12 protein-coding genes and 11 tRNA genes are annotated in these 16,401 nt (G+C 40.8%); 5 read left to right on the top strand and 18 right to left on the bottom strand.

The features are described 5' to 3' along the window. Positions 1-56: 56 nt before the first annotated feature. Positions 57-389 carry a ribonuclease E inhibitor RraB gene (locus ACH784_RS05210; protein ID WP_138560966.1) on the top strand — a complete coding sequence of 111 codons (333 nt, stop codon included), beginning with the start codon at positions 57-59 and terminating at the stop codon, positions 387-389. Between the two features lie 180 nt (positions 390-569). Here ACH784_RS05210 and ACH784_RS05205 read toward each other — a convergent pair. The 15 genes from ACH784_RS05205 to ACH784_RS05135 form a co-directional block, all read right to left on the bottom strand. Next, a tRNA-Leu gene (locus tag ACH784_RS05205) sits at positions 570-656 on the bottom strand. Between the two features lie 40 nt (positions 657-696). Continuing rightward, a tRNA-Cys gene (locus ACH784_RS05200) sits at positions 697-770 on the bottom strand. Between the two features lie 18 nt (positions 771-788). Then, positions 789-864, bottom strand: a tRNA-Gly gene (locus ACH784_RS05195). A gap of 28 nt (positions 865-892) precedes the next feature. Further along, positions 893-968: transfer RNA gene (locus ACH784_RS05190), tRNA-Gly, on the bottom strand. Positions 969-1,078: 110 nt separating this feature from the next. Further along, positions 1,079-1,154, bottom strand: a tRNA-Gly gene (locus tag ACH784_RS05185). A gap of 31 nt (positions 1,155-1,185) precedes the next feature. Further along, positions 1,186-1,261, bottom strand: a tRNA-Gly gene (locus ACH784_RS05180). Between the two features lie 22 nt (positions 1,262-1,283). Beyond that, positions 1,284-1,370 (bottom strand) — tRNA-Leu (locus ACH784_RS05175). Between the two features lie 31 nt (positions 1,371-1,401). After that, a tRNA-Gly gene (locus ACH784_RS05170) sits at positions 1,402-1,477 on the bottom strand. A 99-nt stretch (positions 1,478-1,576) separates the two neighbouring features. Then, positions 1,577-1,663, bottom strand: a tRNA-Leu gene (locus ACH784_RS05165). A gap of 34 nt (positions 1,664-1,697) precedes the next feature. Continuing rightward, positions 1,698-1,771: transfer RNA gene (locus tag ACH784_RS05160), tRNA-Cys, on the bottom strand. Positions 1,772-1,784: 13 nt separating this feature from the next. After that, positions 1,785-1,860, bottom strand: a tRNA-Gly gene (locus ACH784_RS05155). Between the two features lie 168 nt (positions 1,861-2,028). Further along, on the bottom strand, positions 2,029-2,574 hold the full coding sequence (gene pgsA, locus ACH784_RS05150; protein WP_404393913.1) for a CDP-diacylglycerol--glycerol-3-phosphate 3-phosphatidyltransferase: 546 nt from the start codon (positions 2,572-2,574) through the stop codon (positions 2,029-2,031). A gap of 41 nt (positions 2,575-2,615) precedes the next feature. Further along, positions 2,616-4,439, bottom strand: a complete 1,824-nt coding sequence (uvrC, locus tag ACH784_RS05145; protein ID WP_404393912.1) for an excinuclease ABC subunit UvrC — start codon at positions 4,437-4,439, stop codon at positions 2,616-2,618. Between the two features lie 10 nt (positions 4,440-4,449). Continuing rightward, positions 4,450-5,100, bottom strand: coding sequence for a UvrY/SirA/GacA family response regulator transcription factor (uvrY, locus tag ACH784_RS05140; protein WP_404395197.1), 651 nt, complete (start codon positions 5,098-5,100; stop codon positions 4,450-4,452). A gap of 342 nt (positions 5,101-5,442) precedes the next feature. Continuing rightward, positions 5,443-6,591 carry a dicarboxylate/amino acid:cation symporter gene (locus ACH784_RS05135; RefSeq protein ID WP_404393911.1) on the bottom strand — a complete coding sequence of 383 codons (1,149 nt, stop codon included), beginning with the start codon at positions 6,589-6,591 and terminating at the stop codon, positions 5,443-5,445. Between the two features lie 224 nt (positions 6,592-6,815). Between ACH784_RS05135 and ACH784_RS05130 the strand changes: the two genes are divergently transcribed. From ACH784_RS05130 to ACH784_RS05115, 4 genes are all read left to right on the top strand, one after another. Further along, positions 6,816-9,155, top strand: coding sequence for a DUF5916 domain-containing protein (locus ACH784_RS05130; protein ID WP_404393910.1), 2,340 nt, complete (start codon positions 6,816-6,818; stop codon positions 9,153-9,155). 142 nt (positions 9,156-9,297) lie between these two features. Next, positions 9,298-10,266, top strand: coding sequence for a cysteine synthase A (cysK, locus tag ACH784_RS05125; RefSeq protein ID WP_138562184.1), 969 nt, complete (start codon positions 9,298-9,300; stop codon positions 10,264-10,266). Positions 10,267-10,552: 286 nt separating this feature from the next. Continuing rightward, on the top strand, positions 10,553-11,443 hold the full coding sequence (locus ACH784_RS05120) for a substrate-binding periplasmic protein (protein WP_404393909.1): 891 nt from the start codon (positions 10,553-10,555) through the stop codon (positions 11,441-11,443). A 123-nt stretch (positions 11,444-11,566) separates the two neighbouring features. Further along, complete coding sequence (locus tag ACH784_RS05115; RefSeq protein WP_404393908.1) at positions 11,567-12,424, top strand: Tim44 domain-containing protein; 858 nt, start codon at positions 11,567-11,569, stop codon at positions 12,422-12,424. 226 nt (positions 12,425-12,650) lie between these two features. Here ACH784_RS05115 and ihfA read toward each other — a convergent pair whose 3' ends face one another. The 3 genes from ihfA to pheS are packed head-to-tail and all read right to left on the bottom strand — an operon-like array spanning position 12,651 to position 16,332. Next, the gene (gene ihfA / locus ACH784_RS05110) at positions 12,651-12,947 is read right to left on the bottom strand and encodes an integration host factor subunit alpha (RefSeq protein ID WP_058030549.1); all 297 of its coding nucleotides are present in this window, start codon (positions 12,945-12,947) and stop codon (positions 12,651-12,653) included. Positions 12,948-12,949: 2 nt separating this feature from the next. Continuing rightward, positions 12,950-15,337: a phenylalanine--tRNA ligase subunit beta gene (gene pheT / locus ACH784_RS05105; RefSeq protein WP_404393907.1), complete on the bottom strand. Its 2,388-nt coding sequence runs from the start codon at positions 15,335-15,337 to the stop codon at positions 12,950-12,952. A 14-nt stretch (positions 15,338-15,351) separates the two neighbouring features. Beyond that, positions 15,352-16,332 (bottom strand): phenylalanine--tRNA ligase subunit alpha, encoded by a 981-nt coding sequence (gene pheS, locus ACH784_RS05100; RefSeq protein ID WP_058030551.1) that lies wholly within the window; start codon positions 16,330-16,332, stop codon positions 15,352-15,354. Positions 16,333-16,401: the final 69 nt, after the last annotated feature.

Below are 16,401 nucleotides of genomic sequence, written 5' to 3'. Positions count from 1 at the left end.
TTTATTTTTGCTAATTTCACCGACAATACACCCAGTTAAAAATACTGGGTAAAACTATGCAATTTCCTGATGACGATAACGGCCAATTATTAGCTGAAATGGCTGCTGAAGGCATTAACTTAAACCAAATGCACATGGTCGACTTTTTCATTTTATTTGAACAAAAAGATCAAGCTGAGTCTTTTGCCAAAGCAATTTCTGAAGATGAGCTTGCGCCAAAGACCGAACTACAAAAGTGTAAAGACACTGGTGTATGGGAAGTTGTAACAACCGTTGAAATGGTGCCAGATCATCAGCTTCTAAGCCAAACTGAACAATACCTAGAAAGCATTGCCAATTCACACGAAGGCTATGGCGATGGCTGGGGTATTATGGCTGATACTGAATAAAGAAAATCAGTTTGAATTTTTAAAAGGTGCGATACGCGCCTTTTTTATTGCACAAAATATAGCGAGAAGTTAGAAAGTTAGAAAGTTAGAAAGTTAGAAAGTTAGAAAGTTAGAAAGTTAGAAAGTTAGAAAATAGTAGTTTTTAATAGGATTAAAAAGAAAAAGTTTTGAGAGAATAAATGGTGCCCGGGGCCGGACTTGAACCGGCACGTCATTACTGACGAGGGATTTTAAATCCCTTGTGTCTACCAATTCCACCACCCGGGCATCGGGCTGCTTTCGCATGTGGAGAGTTATCTTTCGATAATGGAGGCGGAACCCGGAGTCGAACCGAGGTAGACGGATTTGCAATCCGCTGCATGGCCACTCTGCCATTCCGCCTAAATGTCCCAAATAAATTGGAGCGAGTAACGAGGTTCGAACTCGTGACCTCGACCTTGGCAAGGTCGCGCTCTACCAGCTGAGCTATACTCGCATTCCATTATTTAGAGAAAATGTTAAGTTGGAGCGAGTAACGAGGTTCGAACTCGTGACCTCGACCTTGGCAAGGTCGCGCTCTACCAGCTGAGCTATACTCGCGTTCCATGATGCTTTTTAATTCAGATGAGATAAAAACAAGGTCGCGCCTTTCTCTTTATCTGCAGAGCTATACTCGCATTCTTTTTAACATTTTTAAGTTAAAGATAAGTTGGAGCGAGTAACGAGGTTCGAACTCGTGACCTCGACCTTGGCAAGGTCGCGCTCTACCAGCTGAGCTATACTCGCGTTCCATAAATCTTTAACATTAAAACCAATTTGGAGCGAGTAACGAGGTTCGAACTCGTGACCTCGACCTTGGCAAGGTCGCGCTCTACCAGCTGAGCTATACTCGCATCAAATTGATTCTAAAATCAATGGTGCCCGGGGCCGGACTTGAACCGGCACGTCATTACTGACGAGGGATTTTAAATCCCTTGTGTCTACCAATTCCACCACCCGGGCATCGGGTTTTGCGTTGCAGATAAAATCAAATTGGAGCGAGTAACGAGGTTCGAACTCGTGACCTCGACCTTGGCAAGGTCGCGCTCTACCAGCTGAGCTATACTCGCGTTCCATGTTGCTTTTTAATTCAACTGATAGAAATAAAGGTTAAGCCTTTAACTTTTAACAGCTGAGTTATACTCGCATCAAATTGATTCTAAAATCAATGGTGCCCGGGGCCGGACTTGAACCGGCACGTCATTACTGACGAGGGATTTTAAATCCCTTGTGTCTACCAATTCCACCACCCGGGCATCGGGCTGCTTACGCATGTGGAGTGTTGAGAAATGGAGGCGGAACCCGGAGTCGAACCGAGGTAGACGGATTTGCAATCCGCTGCATGGCCACTCTGCCATTCCGCCAACGTATAAAAGTTGGAGCGAGTAACGAGGTTCGAACTCGTGACCTCGACCTTGGCAAGGTCGCGCTCTACCAGCTGAGCTATACTCGCATTCCAAAGTAAGTTATTCACTCACTTCTTTTATCGTTTTGAGGCATACTGCCCTCTCAACACGGACGCATTCTACAGATCTTTAATAATGCGTCAATATAAAAAATGAATGTTTTTAATCGTTTGCTCAATTTTTATCTAAACTGCTGCCTATATAGCCGTAAAATATCAAGATTTAATCAATTCTGACTTTGCCGCGTTCAAATATGCCAGCATTGAAGTCACAGTTAATAGTGTTGCAATTGCTAAAAGCGCATAACTTAACATGGTCATCCAAGGCGCATATTGCCAAATCAAACCAATAATGGCTAACATTTGTGCAGCGGTTTTAAACTTACCCATATTACTAACCGCTACATTGCCACGTTTGCCTTGCTCGGCCATCCACTCTCTGAGTGCGGAAATCACAATTTCTCGGCTAATAATGATAAGCGAAGCCAAAGTAATAAAGATGTTTTGATAATGGGTTGCTAGAACAACTAAAGCCACACTCACCATGACTTTATCAGCCACGGGGTCTAGAAATGCACCAAAAGGCGTTGATTGGTCGAGCTTGCGTGCCAAGTAGCCATCAAGAATATCGGTTACTGATGCTAACCAGAAAATAAAGGCGGCAGCAAAAAAGGCCCATGAATAAGGCAAATAAAACACCACTGCAAAAACAGGGATAAGTAACAATCTAAATGTTGTTAGGGTATTAGGAATATTCCACATAACTACTTTGTGTGTCTTTTTTTATAATGTTGCATGATCAATTAGGCTTTGTCATGCAAATGGTTAAATATCTTTTCAGCCATATCTTGGCTGATCCCTGGCACTTGGTTTAACTGCGCTATAGTAGCCGATTTTACGCCTTGCATACCACCTAAGTATTTCAACAAAGCTTGTCGGCGCTTTTGCCCTACCCCTTCTATTTCTTCTAACAACGATTGAGTTCGCTGCTTTTGACGTTTATTTCTATGCCCTGCTATTGCAAAACGGTGTGATTCATCACGTATGTGTTGAATTAAATGTAAAGCAGGTGAATCTGAGTCAAGGTTAACCGTTCGTCTGCCACCATCTATTAATAAAGTCTCTAGACCGGGCTTTCGGCTTGTACCTTTCGCAACACCGACTAACAATGGCATTTTGCTGTGCGGCCAATCTTCAAAAAATGCTTCTGCTTTATTGAGCTGCCCCTTACCACCATCTATAAAGATAACATCTGGGATCTTCTCTTCATCTTTCAACTTGCCGTAACGCTTATTCAATGCAAATGCCATTGCCGCATAGTCATCACCAGGTGTGATCCCTGTTACGTTGTAACGGCGATATTCTTTATTGTTCGGACCACTGCCATCAAATACCACGCATGAAGCAATTGTGTTTTCACCCATGGTATGACTGATATCGAAACATTCCATGCGGTTAATATCGCTCAGTTGTAATGCTTCTTTTAATAATGCGTAGCGTTTGGTAATCGAATCTTGCGCATTTTGTTTTACAACAATGCTATTGAGAGCATTTTTATTTGCCAGCGCTAAGTATTGCGCACGTTCAGAACGCACCGAAGCCTTTAGCTCCACTTTTTTGTCAGCCAGTTGCGACAACGCAGTTATCAATTCACTTTGCTCTTGCAATTCAAAAGGCAAGACGATTTCTTTTGGGATCTGACGTTGCGTGCCCGCGCCTACATAATATTGACCAATAAATGACGTCACGATTTCATCTTGCTGTGAGTCTTTAGGCACCTTAGGAAAATACGTTTTACTGCCTAGTACCTTATGGTCTCGCACCATTAATAGATGAATAGCGCAAATGCCGTTTTGCTGCTGAAAACCAATGATGTCTATTTCACCTAAGTTTCCGGCCACAAACTGCTGCTCTTGCATCTGCCTCAGTATCGCTATTTGATCTCGGACTTTTGCCGCGAGCTCAAAGTTCAAGGCCATGCTGGCCTGTTCCATCTTTTCAACTAAAGTCGCGATAACTTGATGTGATTTGCCCGATAAAAATTGTTTGACCAGTTCAACTTGCTCTTTGTATTCATCATCAGAGACTTTGCCTACACAGGGAGCTGAACAACGTTTTAACTGGTACTGTAAACACGGGCGACTTCGGGCTCGATAATAAGCATCTTCACATTGTCGGACAGGGAAAATCTTTTGCATTAAGCGGAGGCTTTCAGACACAGCTGCACTGCTTGGATAAGGGCCAAAATAATCCCCTTTTTGTTTTCTGCTTCCTCGGTGAAAAGCTAACCTAGGATGCTTATGCCCACTTAAGAAAATATAAGGATAAGATTTATCGTCTCTTAATAAGATGTTGTATCTGGGTTGATACTGTTTAATGAGGTTATTTTCGAGCAGCAGTGCTTCGGTTTCAGTATTGGTTAGCGTTACCTCTATATTAGCAATGTTACTTACCAGTACTCGGGTTTTAGCGTCGGGGATGTTGCTTCGAAAATAGCTCGAAACACGTTTTTTTAAGTTTTTTGCCTTACCAACATAAATCACCTGGTGTTGCGCATCGTACATACGATAAACACCAGGCTCTGTAGATAATGTTTTTAAAAAGGCTTTTGAATCAAATACTGCCATTAAGAAATGATTAGTTAGAAGTGTCTATATCTATCATTTTATGGCGAATGGCTAAATGTGTCAGCTCTACATCTCCGCCTACATTTAATTTTTCGAACATACGGTAGCGATAGCTGTTCACGGTTTTCGAACTTAAATTCAAACGTTCAGCAATATCTTGCGCTTTTTCACCTTTGGTGATCATCAACATAATTTGCAGCTCACGTTCAGATAAAGACTGAAACGGGTTTTCATCGTTGCGACCACTAAACTGCGCAAGTGCAATTTGTTGGGCAATTTCAGGGGCAATATATCGCTGTCCTGAGTTTACAGCACGTATCGCATTGATCATTTCATCTGAGCCCGTGCCTTTGGTTAAATAACCTTGTGCACCTACTTGCATAACTTTGCTTGGGAAAGGATCTTCACAATGTACCGTTAACACAATCACCTTAATATCAGGGTTGTATCGACATATTTTCTTCGTTGCTTCAAGACCGCCGATACCTGGCATATTCATGTCCATTAGAACAATATCAGGGTTATTTTCACGACAGAACTTTACTGCCTCTTCACCCGTTTTAGCTTCACCTATCACTTTAAAGCCACGAACATCATCTAAAATTCGTTTGATGCCGGTTCTTACTAGCTCATGATCATCAACTAATAACACATTAATCAATGGCACACCCTCACTGAATATTTTGGTAATCGCATTCACATAATACCAACCCTCATTAATACTTAATGATTTTGAGGGACTAAAACTGACGCTAGCTTCGTTAAAAATTTCTTATTTAGAACAACTAAATAGCAAAATTCTAGCCTCGCTATCGACAATTTTCCTTGCCTCAAAATAGATCACTTAATTAAAAGGACTGGTATAAATAGCAATCCGAGATTAACACATAATTATGTAAATAATAACGAATAAACTTTTGTATTAGTTAAAAAATCATACTAAAGAACCAAAAAAGGCCAGAATTTAACTTCTGACCTTCTTGATTCATTTTGCTTGTAAAATTTAGGCTTTTTGCTCTGAAAATTTATTTACCCATAAAGCAATTACACCGTCGCCAGTAACATTACATGCTGTACCAAAACTATCTTGCGCAAGGTATAGTGCGATCATAAGGGCCACTGCACCCTCAGAAAAACCGAGCATTGAAGTAAGTAAACCAAGCGCAGACATCACAGCTCCACCCGGTGCGCCTGGGGCTGCGATCATCACCACGCCTAACATAAAGATAAATGGCAAAATACTGGTAATGCTTGGCATTGACATCTCTGGTGACAATAACATCACCGCCATAGCACACGTCACTATTGTAATGGTTGAACCTGAAAGGTGAATAGTTGCACATAAAGGCACCGAGAAATTCGCCACTTCTTCTTTTACACCATTCGCTTTACTCGCACGAAGAGAAACAGGAATAGTAGCTGCACTCGACATGGTACCAATGGCTGTAAAATACGCTGGCAACATGTTTTTGACTAATTCAATTGGGCTACGCTTTAACAAAATACCTGAGCCAATGAATAAAACTGATAACCACAACCAGTGCATTACAACCGCGGCAACTAAAACAATACCAAATGTGCTTAGGGTATCAGCTACTGTGCCAGCAACTGCCATTTCAGCAAATACACCAGCAATATAGAAAGGAAGTGCTGGAATAATCACTTTCGCAAGTAAGGCATCAATGACATCACGACCTTGGTCAACCACATTTTGTAGGTCTTTTAGTTGTAACTGACTTATTCCTATACCAAAAATAAATGCTGCTGCAAGTGCTGTCATTACGCCCGTAAGTGGGGGTATTTCAAGATTAATAAAGCTTTTTAATTCTGTTGCTTGAACAGCCTGATAGGTTGTTGAACCTTCAAAGAAAGGCACAAACGCGTTTACTAATAAAAATGCCAAAGTACCCGCTAAAATTGTTGAACCATACGCAAAACCCACTGTTTTACCCAATAGGTGACCTGCATCTTTTGGTAAACCCGCGATACCAGAAGCAATAAAAAATAAAATAATCAAAGGAATGGTAAAGCTAATTAACTGACCAACAATCACTTTAAATGTATAAAGTAGCTCCACAAGCGGTAAAGGTAGGTATGAGCCCACTACAATACCTGCCCCAATACCGGCAAGTAACTTCAAAATTAACGACATGAATTATCCCTGACAAAAAACCCTGATAAAAACGATGCGCCGTTTTAACATGTTTTACAGTGAATTTGTTATAAATTCGTTATTCTTCGAAATAATTTTACTAATAGGTACATAATTACTCACTTAACTTAAAAATAAGTGCCTCTAACGATTAAGCATTGTTAACAAACCTAGAGTGCTATTTAATTTATGCTAATTTATCGTGCTACAAACTTAACGCTACAATGCTAAAAACATCTCTTGCTTTGCTTTCATCTGCTTTTTTGGCAGTTTCAGCACACTCATACGCTAATGAGTCATTTCCATATTTAGATGCAACTGCCACTATCGATGGCAAATTAGATGAAGCCGTTTGGCAACAAGCTAAAAAAATAACAATCAATAACGTTACATGGCCGCAAGAAAACACCGCAAGCCCAGTTGAAACAACTGCCTATGTGTTTGAAAACGGTGACTCTCTATTCATTGCTTTTGATGCCAAAGACCCTAATCCTGAACTCATCCGTGCATTTTATCGAGACCGTGATACAGCTTGGAATGATGATCTGGTGGGTATCAAAATCGACTCTTTCAACAACAGTCTAAGTGCTTATCAGTTATTTATTAATCCGTTAGGCGTGCAACAAGACTCGATTGAAAATGAGTTAACTAAGAGCGAAAACAGCTCTTGGAATGGCATTTGGGATAGTGCCGGTACTATTCATGAGCAAGGCTATTATGTTGAAGTTGAGATCCCACTTCGTGTTTTAAACTTCGATGACAGCATTGATCAAAAAACCATGGCGATGGAATTTTTGAGATTTTACCCTCGCGATCAACGATTACGCATCTCAAGTATGAAAATTGAGCATGCTAATAATTGTTGGATCTGCCAAATGCCTGAATATACGGGCTTTGAAAAAGCAAAACAGGGCAATAATTTCGCGCTTATTCCCTCTTTGGTAACCAGTAAACAACAAACGCGCGACATTGATGGCAATGAAGTAGGTGAATGGGTTGATGACAATAATGTTGAGCCCAGCTTAGATGTGAAATGGGCAATCACCCCAGATATGACTTTGAATGCCACACTGAATCCTGACTTTTCTCAAGTTGAAGCAGATACTGGCCAATTAAGTGTGAACAATAGTTTTAGTTTGTTCTTTCCTGAAAAGCGTTCTTTCTTCTTAGATAACGCCGATTACTTTTCATCGCATTTAAACCTTATTCATACGCGAAACATTGCTGCACCAGATTACGGGGTAAAATTTACCAGCAGTAAACAAGGCCACACCGTAGGCGCGTTTGTAGCAAATGATGAAAAGCTCAATGTAATGATCCCGGGTAACTTAGGGTCTAATGTGGTTTCATTTGATCAAAAAAGTGAAAACCTCGCTTTGCGTTATCGATATGATTTCAACCAAAAACTCTCTGTTGGCAGCACAACAACAGCAAGACAAAGTGATGATTACAGCAACCAAGTGATCAGTATTGATAGTAAATACAAACTGACAGATAACGATGTATTTAAAGCACAATTAATTGTTTCTGAAACTGATTATAGCCAAGCCTTTATCGACGAGTTATGTGATGGTGAACAAGGTGATTGCCAAAAACCAACTACACCTGACTGCGAAGCACATGGTGACTGTGATTTAAATGAAAGTACCCTGCGAGTGTTAAATGGGGAAGACAAAAAGGGCTTAGGCTACTTTGTTAACTACGAGCACAATGAAAAACACTGGCGTGCATTCACCAGTTATCAATATCGCGATAAAGGCCTACGCTCTGATTTAGGGTTTATGTCACAAATCGATTTCAATAAGTTTTTAGCGGGTTACGAATATCGTTGGTATGGCGATGAAAATACTTGGTGGAATCGAGCTAACTGGTACACAGACTGGGATATTACCCATAACGACAATGATGAACTGTTAGAAAAAGAGGTGCAGACAAACTTCTCTATCAATGGTCCACTGCAAAGCCATATTAATACCGGCATTGAGCACAGAAAACGGACTGGTTTGCGTCATAACCAAGCAAGCCTTGCTGTTGATGGCAACACCGACTTATTTACCGAAAATAATCTGTGGACCTATATGGAAATGAAGCCAGTTTCAGGTGTATTCACTAGCTTAAACATCAGTACAGGTAATAAGGTTGACCTTGCCAATAATCGATTAGGTGAAGAGTTTAGAGTTCGCCCTGTCGTGAACCTTAATATTGGCAAGCACTTAGAATTACGTTTTAGACATACTTATCAAACACTCGATGCTGATGGCGCACAAGTGTACACAGCAAATTTGACTGATGTTCGAATGACTTATCAGTTTAATTTAAATAGCTATTTAAGACTGGCTGTGATTAAAACAGATATCGAACGTAATCCAAGTAACTATATAGACTCGGTTGATGCCACTTATAAAGGTTTAAGCACCCAACTGCTTTATTCTTATAAGTTAAATCCAAAAACGGTGTTCTTCGCTGGCTTCTCAGATAGCGGATATCAAGATGATGAGTTAGAGGAAATTACAAAGGATTCAAAGACTTTCTTTATGAAATTTAGCTATGCTTGGTTAATGTAATGTAAAGCATATAAAACAAACTTTTTATACTTTTCGGCTATAAGCATATTTGATATATCTTATAGCCAATCTTTCCTTTCGTTTTTACGTGCGCTCAGTAAAGTGATAACTAATTAAAATCTAGATCATGAAAGAGAACACAATGTCTAAAATCTTTGCAGATAATAGCCTAACTATTGGCAACACTCCGATCGTTAAATTAAACCGTGTTACCGGTGGTAACGTTTTCGCTAAAGTTGAAGCACGCAACCCAAGCTTCAGTGTTAAGTGCCGTATCGGTGCTTCAATGATCTGGGAAGCTGAAAAAGCAGGTACTTTAACTGAAGGCAAAGAAATCATCGAGCCAACTTCAGGTAACACTGGTATCGCGCTTGCGTTTGTAGCTGCATCTCGTGGTTATAAACTTACACTAACTATGCCAAACACAATGAGCCTTGAGCGTCGTAAGCTACTTAAAGCATTAGGTGCTAACCTAGTTCTGACTGAAGGCGCTAAAGGTATGAAGGGCGCGATTGAAAAAGCGAATGAGATCCTAGCGAGCGATCCAGAAAAGTACGTATTACTTCAGCAATTCGAGAACCCAGCTAACCCGAAAATTCACTTCGAAACAACGGGTCCTGAAATTTTCGAAGCGATGGAAGGTAAAGTTGACTTCTTCGTAGCGGGTGTTGGTACAGGTGGTACAATTTCTGGTACTACACGTTACCTTAAACAAGAGAAAGGCCTTGACGTAAAAGCTATTGCGGTTGAGCCTGTTGATTCTCCTGTTATCACGCAAACACTTGCTGGTGAAGAAGTTAAACCTGGTCCTCACAAAATCCAAGGTATTGGTGCAGGCTTCATTCCAGGTAACCTAGATCTAGAACTTATCGACGGTACTGAGCTAGTTTCAAATGAAGATGCAATTGAAATGGCACACCAGCTAATGCGCGACGAGGGTATCCTAGTAGGTATTTCTTCAGGTGCTGCTGTTGTTGCAGCTAAACGCCTTGCTGAGAAGCCTGAGAACGCTGATAAGAACATTGTTGTTATCTTACCAAGTGCAACAGAGCGTTACCTATCAAGCCCTCTATTTGCTGACCAATTCAGCGATCAAGAATTAGTTCAGTAATCGAATACTGACTTTTCTAACTTATCAGAAAGCCGACTGTTGTCGGCTTTCTTTGTTTTTATACCACCCCTTTTAATTAAGCGTTCTATTTTGAGGCAAGAAAAACTGTTCGATAGCTAGGCGAAATTTTGCTATTTAGTTGTTCTATATGAGAAATTTTTAACGAAGCTAGTGTTAGTTTTAGTCCCTCAAAATGATTGAGTATTATTGAGGGGTGGTATTACCTTTGCGTTTTCATCTTGGCTACCTAAACTTAGAATTAAGTTTTTATAAAACTGATACCTTCATGCGACTATTTATTTTTATACTACTTCTATTCAGCTCTTATTCGGTATCGAGTATGAATGTTGGATATTTCAAAGACTCGATTTACCAAGTCGTGCCAGGTAAACAGTATAAAAATGGTTGGTTGTTTAATAATAATGACAATAAAAAACCTATCCATATTGTCACTTTAGACTGGCCTCCTTATATAGGTAGTCAACTTTGCAATAAGGGCTGGGTGTTTCAATTTACTGTGGCCCTACTCGTTGAGCAAGGCTATAGCGTATATATAGAATTCTTACCTTGGGCAAGAGCTGTAAGAGCCGCTGAATTAGGCAAAGCGGATATTTTAATGCCTGAGTACTACATAGAAGATTCGGCCCCTTCTGATACCGTTGAAGGCAAAACTAGGCGAGAACTTCTCGCACTCTCAAACCCTTTCCCTGGTGGTGAAATTGGCTTTTTAAAACGCAAAGGAGATCCTGATAGATTTAATGGCAACTTATTGTCTTTAAAAGGGCAAAAAATTGGGGTTGTCAGGGGCTATCAAAATACCCCTGAATTTGATGCCATGATGGACAACAATGAATTCACCATCATTGAAGCAGTAGACGACCTGCAACTGGTTAAGTTATTAGTTGGTAAGCGTGTCGACTTAATCATTGGCGATCCGAAAGTGCTTAAGTTTACAGTCAGTTACTCTGAATTGTCGCGACCTGAGAAAGCCACATTACTTCGTAATATTGAAAGAGAAACACATTCCTTACAGTACAATAATTTGTATTTTGCGTTGAGCAAGAAATCTGGAAATTGGCGAGAGCTACTAGGCAATATCAACAAAAGCCTTTATCAATTCAATAACAGTGGTGAAACAGACAGAATAGTCGATATGGGCATTACTGAGTGTTATTAAATTCCATATTTATTGATATTTAATTCGAAAAAAGTTGTCATTAAATACATTTTCATAAATTTTTATTTAACTTTAACTATTCATTATTTAAACTAACCAAAATTTCAGTTTAATAGGAATAGTATGAAAAACTTTCTGGTTATTTTCTCACTGATCTTACTTTTATTTGCAACTAGCTTCGATGTAGAAGCTCGTAAAAAGTTTGGTTCAAAGAAATCTGGTAAAACGCATAGCACATCAACAACCCAACAAAAGCAACAAACTGACACCACGAGCATTCCTGCTAAAACGGCTCCTAAATCGTCAAGCAAGAAAGGAATTATGGCCGGTGTACTTGGTGGTTTATTAGCGGGTGGTTTAATTGCAGCTATGATGGGTGATGATTTCGAAGGCTTCCAGTTCTTAGAAATGATCTTATTAGCGATTGCTGCATTTGTGATTTTCAAGCTGATCAAAGGCATGATGGCAAAGCGCCAGCAGCCACAAATGGCGGGTGGCCCTCAATTTGGTCAACCACAACAATTCCAACAGCAGCCACAGCAGTTTCAAGCACAGCAGCCTATGCAGTCTTCAGGCGGTTTCGGACAACAAAATGATGTGCCGTTCAACTTGCCAAAAGATTTTGACGTTAATGGCTTTTTACAAGGTGCCCGTGAGCATTACCACACTGTTCAAAAAGCTTGGAATGACAAAGACTACAACAAAATGGCTGAATACCTAAGCCCAGCATTAGTTGAAGAATTTAAAGCTGAGCGTGAACAACATGACAGTGTTGCAACTGAAGTAATGTTTGTTGATGCACAACTTGTTCGTGCAGACACGCACCCACATGTTTGGGAAGTGAGCATTATGTTTAAAGGTAAATATCGTGACCTTGGTGACAGCCAAGAAGAGCCAATTCATGAAATTTGGCACCTAGAGCGTCAAACTCAAGGTGATGCGCCTTGGTTAATCGTTGGTGTTGAGGACCTGATTGATTAATTTATCAATAAATACTGGAAACGCCTCTTTATATGAGGCGTTTTTTTATGCCTGAATTTTAGGTCTGCTCTAGTCATTCAACTCTTACAGTTCGTTATTCTATGTTCTAGCTTTTAACTTATAGCTTTTAACTTATAGCTTATAGCTTATAGCTTCTAGCTTTAAAAAATAAAAAACCCCAGCTTGCGCTAGGGTTTTCTTTATAAATCAGGTGAGACTAGATAAGCTATTCTTTGCTTGTTCCCACTTCTACACGTGTCTTTAACTTCTGCCCAGGGCGGAAAGTTACAACACGACGCGCAGAGATTGGAATATCTTCTCCAGTTTTAGGATTACGTCCTGGTCTCTCTTTCTTGTCTCTTAGATCAAAGTTGCCAAAACCAGAAAGCTTTACCTGCTCTCCTTTTTCCAGCGCTGAGCGGATTTCTTCAAAAAACGCTTCAACTATGTCTTTGGCATCCTTTTTGTTCATCCCCAATTTTTCAAATAGGTGTTCAGCTATGTCTGCTTTAGTAAGCGCCATATCTAGTCCCTCAACGATGCATTAAATTTGTTGGCAAGTTCTGCCACCACGTTTTCTACAAGCGTGTTGATATCATTCTCTTCGAGCGTTTTATCAGCCGCTTGCAATGTAAGAGCAATCGCTAGGCTCTTAAAGCCCGGCTCAATACCTTTGCCCTTGTACACATCGAATAAGTTTAGGTCAACTAATTGATTTCCGCCAACTTTCTCAATGCTATTTAAAATATCGCCTATTTTTACGTCATCCGCAACTAAAATAGCAATATCTCTGCGATTTGATGGGAATTTTGACACGCTAACCGCTTCTGGCAGCTTACGAGTAACCAATGCATCTGCTTCAATTTCAAAAACAAACGCCGTATTGTTTAAACCAAGAGACTTTTGAAGTTGAGGGTGAACAGCACCAATAAAACCAACTTTCTTGTCATCAAGGTAAATCGCCGCTGATTGACCTGGGTGAAGGCCATCATTTGCTTCAGCTTTAAACGAGAAACGACTTACGTCATTTGTTAAAGCGATCAGCGCTTCAACATCGCCTTTAGCGTCAAAGAAATCAACTGGCTTAGACTCAATTGACCAATGCTCGTTATGTGTATTACCGTAAATAATACCGCCAAGAACCGCGATTTGACTCACACCGTTTTCTGCAGTCTCATCTTTTAAGAACTTTAAGCCATGCTCAAAGAAGCGTAAACGTGACTGCTGACGGTTTTGGTTATATACAACCGTATTGATTAAACCTGTCAGTAAGCTTACACGCATTGCCGACATTTCAATCGAAATTGGGTGCGGTAATACTAATGCATCGCTTTGTGGGTGAAGTTGCTGTTGTACTTTAGGGTCAACGAAGCTGTAAGTAATCGCTTCTTGGTAGCCACGTGCAACTAGCTCATTTCTGAATTTAGCAACCGGAAGCTTAGCTTCTTGATGCGTCGTCATCTTCAGTGATGCTTTTGGCGCAACATTTGGAATGTTGTTATAACCAAATACACGTGCTACTTCTTCGATTAGGTCTTCTTCGATGCTGATATCGAAACGGTAGCTTGGCACTTGTGCGCTCCAAGTATCGTTTGCAAATTCAACCGTTAGACCTAAGCGAGTTAGGATATCTGTTACCTTAGCATCTTCAATGTGATAACCGATAACACGGTCTAAACGCTCACGACGAAGTGTTACTGATTTTTCAGCAGGCAAGTCTGCTTCAGATACTGCTTCAACAACTGGACCTGCTTCACCACCTACAATCTCAAGAAGTAATGCTGTTGCACGCTCCATGGCATCGCGTTGCAGTTTAGGGTCAACACCACGCTCATAACGGTGTGATGCATCTGTGTGTAAGCCGTAGCTACGCGCTTGACCTGCAATCGCCAATGGTGCGAAGAATGCACTTTCAAGTAAGATGTCTTGCGTGCCTTCTTTTACGCCAGAACCTTCACCGCCAAAAATACCCGCCATTGCTAACGCTTTGTTTTCATCAGCGATAAGTAACGTTGAAGGGTTAAGTTTTGCAGTATTACCGTCAAGTAACACTAGCTCTTCATTTTCGTTTGCGTTACGAACCTTAATACCACCTTCAATAGCTGCTAAATCAAATGCATGCATTGGGTGACCAAGCTCTAGTAATACATAGTTTGTTACGTCAACAACTGGGTCGATTGAACGTACGCCTGAACGACGAAGCTTTTCAACCATCCAAAGCGGTGTTGTCGCTTCAAGGTTAATACCTTTAATGATACGGCCTAAGTAACGAGGACAAGCTTGGCTGTTTACTAGCTCAATATTAATCGTGTCTTCAATTGTTGGCTCAACTGCAGCAATCTCAACTTCTGTTACGTCTTGACTGTTCAATACACCAACTTCACGTGCAAGACCTTTAATACCTAAACAGTCACTGCGGTTTGCTGTTAGGTCAACGTCGATTGTCACGTCATCAAGGTTAAAGTATTCACGAATACATTGGCCAATTGGTGCGTCTTCTGGTAGTTCTAAAATACCGTCAGAGCTTTCAGCCATGCCTAGCTCTTCAAACGCACATAACATGCCGTGAGAAGGTTGGCCACGAAGCTTTGCTTTTTTAATTTTGAAGTCGCCCGGTAATACTGCGCCAACTTTAGCAACCGCAACTTTTAGACCTTGGCGACAGTTTGCTGCACCACACACGATGTCTAGCAGCTCGTCTTCACCTACATTGATTTTTGTTACACGTAATTTGTCTGCATCTGGGTGTTGACCACATTCAACCACTTCACCAATTACAACGCCACTGAAGTCACCAGCAACAGCGTCTACGCCATCAACTTCAAGGCCGGCCATTGAAAGTTGTTCAGAAAGAGCCTCGGTATCGATAGCTGGATTTACCCACTCACGTAACCACTTTTCACTAAATTTCATATTTCTTTTCGCTCTTATCTGAATTGGTTAAGGAATTTCATGTCATTTTCGAAGAACGCACGTAGGTCGTTCACACCGTAGCGAAGCATAGTTAAACGCTCAACGCCCATGCCGAATGCAAAGCCAGTGTATTTTTCTGGATCAATGCCAACAGACTTAAGTACGTTTGGATGCACCATGCCGCAACCTAATACTTCTAACCATTTACCGTTTTTACCTTTTACATCTACTTCAGCTGAAGGCTCTGTAAACGGGAAGTAAGATGGGCGGAAACGGATTTCCATATCTTCTTCAAAGAAGTTGCGTAAGAAGTCGTGCAAAATACCTTTCAGTTCAGTAAAGCTCACGTCAGTATCAACCATTAGGCCTTCAACTTGGTGGAACATTGGCGTGTGTGTTTGATCGTAGTCGTTACGATAAACACGCCCTGGAGAGATAATACGTAGTGGCGGTTGTTCAGTTTCCATAGTACGGATCTGTACACCACTTGTTTGCGTACGTAAAACCAACTTAGGGTTAAAGTAGAAAGTATCGTGATCAGCTCGTGCTGGGTGATGCTCAGGAATATTCAGTGCATCAAAGTTGTGGAAGTCGTCTTCAACTTCAGGACCAGATTTAACAGCAAAACCTAACTCACCAAAGAAAGTTTCAATTCTTTCAATTGTACGAGTTACTGGGTGAATGCCACCTGTCGGCATTACACGACCTGGTAAAGTCACATCAATTGTTTCTGCAGCGAGTTTCTTTTCAAGCTCAGCAGCAACCAGTGCTTCTCTCTTTTCGTTGATTGCGTCTTGTACTTGCGTTTTAGCTTTGTTGATCACTGCACCTGCGTCTTTACGCTCTTCTGGTGCCAATTTACCTAAAGTCTTTAAAAGACCTGTGATCTCACCTTTTTTACCAAGGTATTTTACGCGTACATCTTCTAGATGCGCAATTTCGCTCGCGCTCGAAACGGCTTCAAGCGCTTCGGCTAAGATATTCTCTAAGTTCATTTTCTACCTGATCTTTATTGAGGTAATTTGCTGTTTATTAATCGACAATGATAACTGAAAGCAAGGGCT

The sequence above is a fragment of the Pseudoalteromonas phenolica genome (assembly GCF_044788725.1).
Taxonomy (GTDB): domain Bacteria; phylum Pseudomonadota; class Gammaproteobacteria; order Enterobacterales; family Alteromonadaceae; genus Pseudoalteromonas; species Pseudoalteromonas phenolica_C.
Note: the sequence above shows the minus strand (reverse complement) of the source record. Positions and strands in the feature narration are given on the sequence as shown.

Bases quoted from the DNA above. Each gene is read 5' to 3' on its own strand.
- ACH784_RS05135 (WP_404393911.1), bottom strand. From the start codon at position 6,591: ATGTCGTTAATTTTGAAGTTACTTGCCGGTATTGGGGCAGGTATTGTA.
- ACH784_RS05130 (WP_404393910.1), top strand. From the start codon at position 6,816: ATGCTAAAAACATCTCTTGCTTTGCTTTCATCTGCTTTTTTGGCAGTT.
- pgsA (WP_404393913.1), bottom strand. From the start codon at position 2,574: ATGTGGAATATTCCTAATACCCTAACAACATTTAGATTGTTACTTATC.
- ihfA (WP_058030549.1), bottom strand. From the start codon at position 12,947: ATGGCGCTTACTAAAGCAGACATAGCTGAACACCTATTTGAAAAATTG.
- cysK (WP_138562184.1), top strand. From the start codon at position 9,298: ATGTCTAAAATCTTTGCAGATAATAGCCTAACTATTGGCAACACTCCG.
- pheS (WP_058030551.1), bottom strand. From the start codon at position 16,332: ATGAACTTAGAGAATATCTTAGCCGAAGCGCTTGAAGCCGTTTCGAGC.
- ACH784_RS05115 (WP_404393908.1), top strand. From the start codon at position 11,567: ATGAAAAACTTTCTGGTTATTTTCTCACTGATCTTACTTTTATTTGCA.
- pheT (WP_404393907.1), bottom strand. From the start codon at position 15,337: ATGAAATTTAGTGAAAAGTGGTTACGTGAGTGGGTAAATCCAGCTATC.
- ACH784_RS05210 (WP_138560966.1), top strand. From the start codon at position 57: ATGCAATTTCCTGATGACGATAACGGCCAATTATTAGCTGAAATGGCT.
- ACH784_RS05120 (WP_404393909.1), top strand. From the start codon at position 10,553: ATGCGACTATTTATTTTTATACTACTTCTATTCAGCTCTTATTCGGTA.
- uvrC (WP_404393912.1), bottom strand. From the start codon at position 4,439: ATGGCAGTATTTGATTCAAAAGCCTTTTTAAAAACATTATCTACAGAG.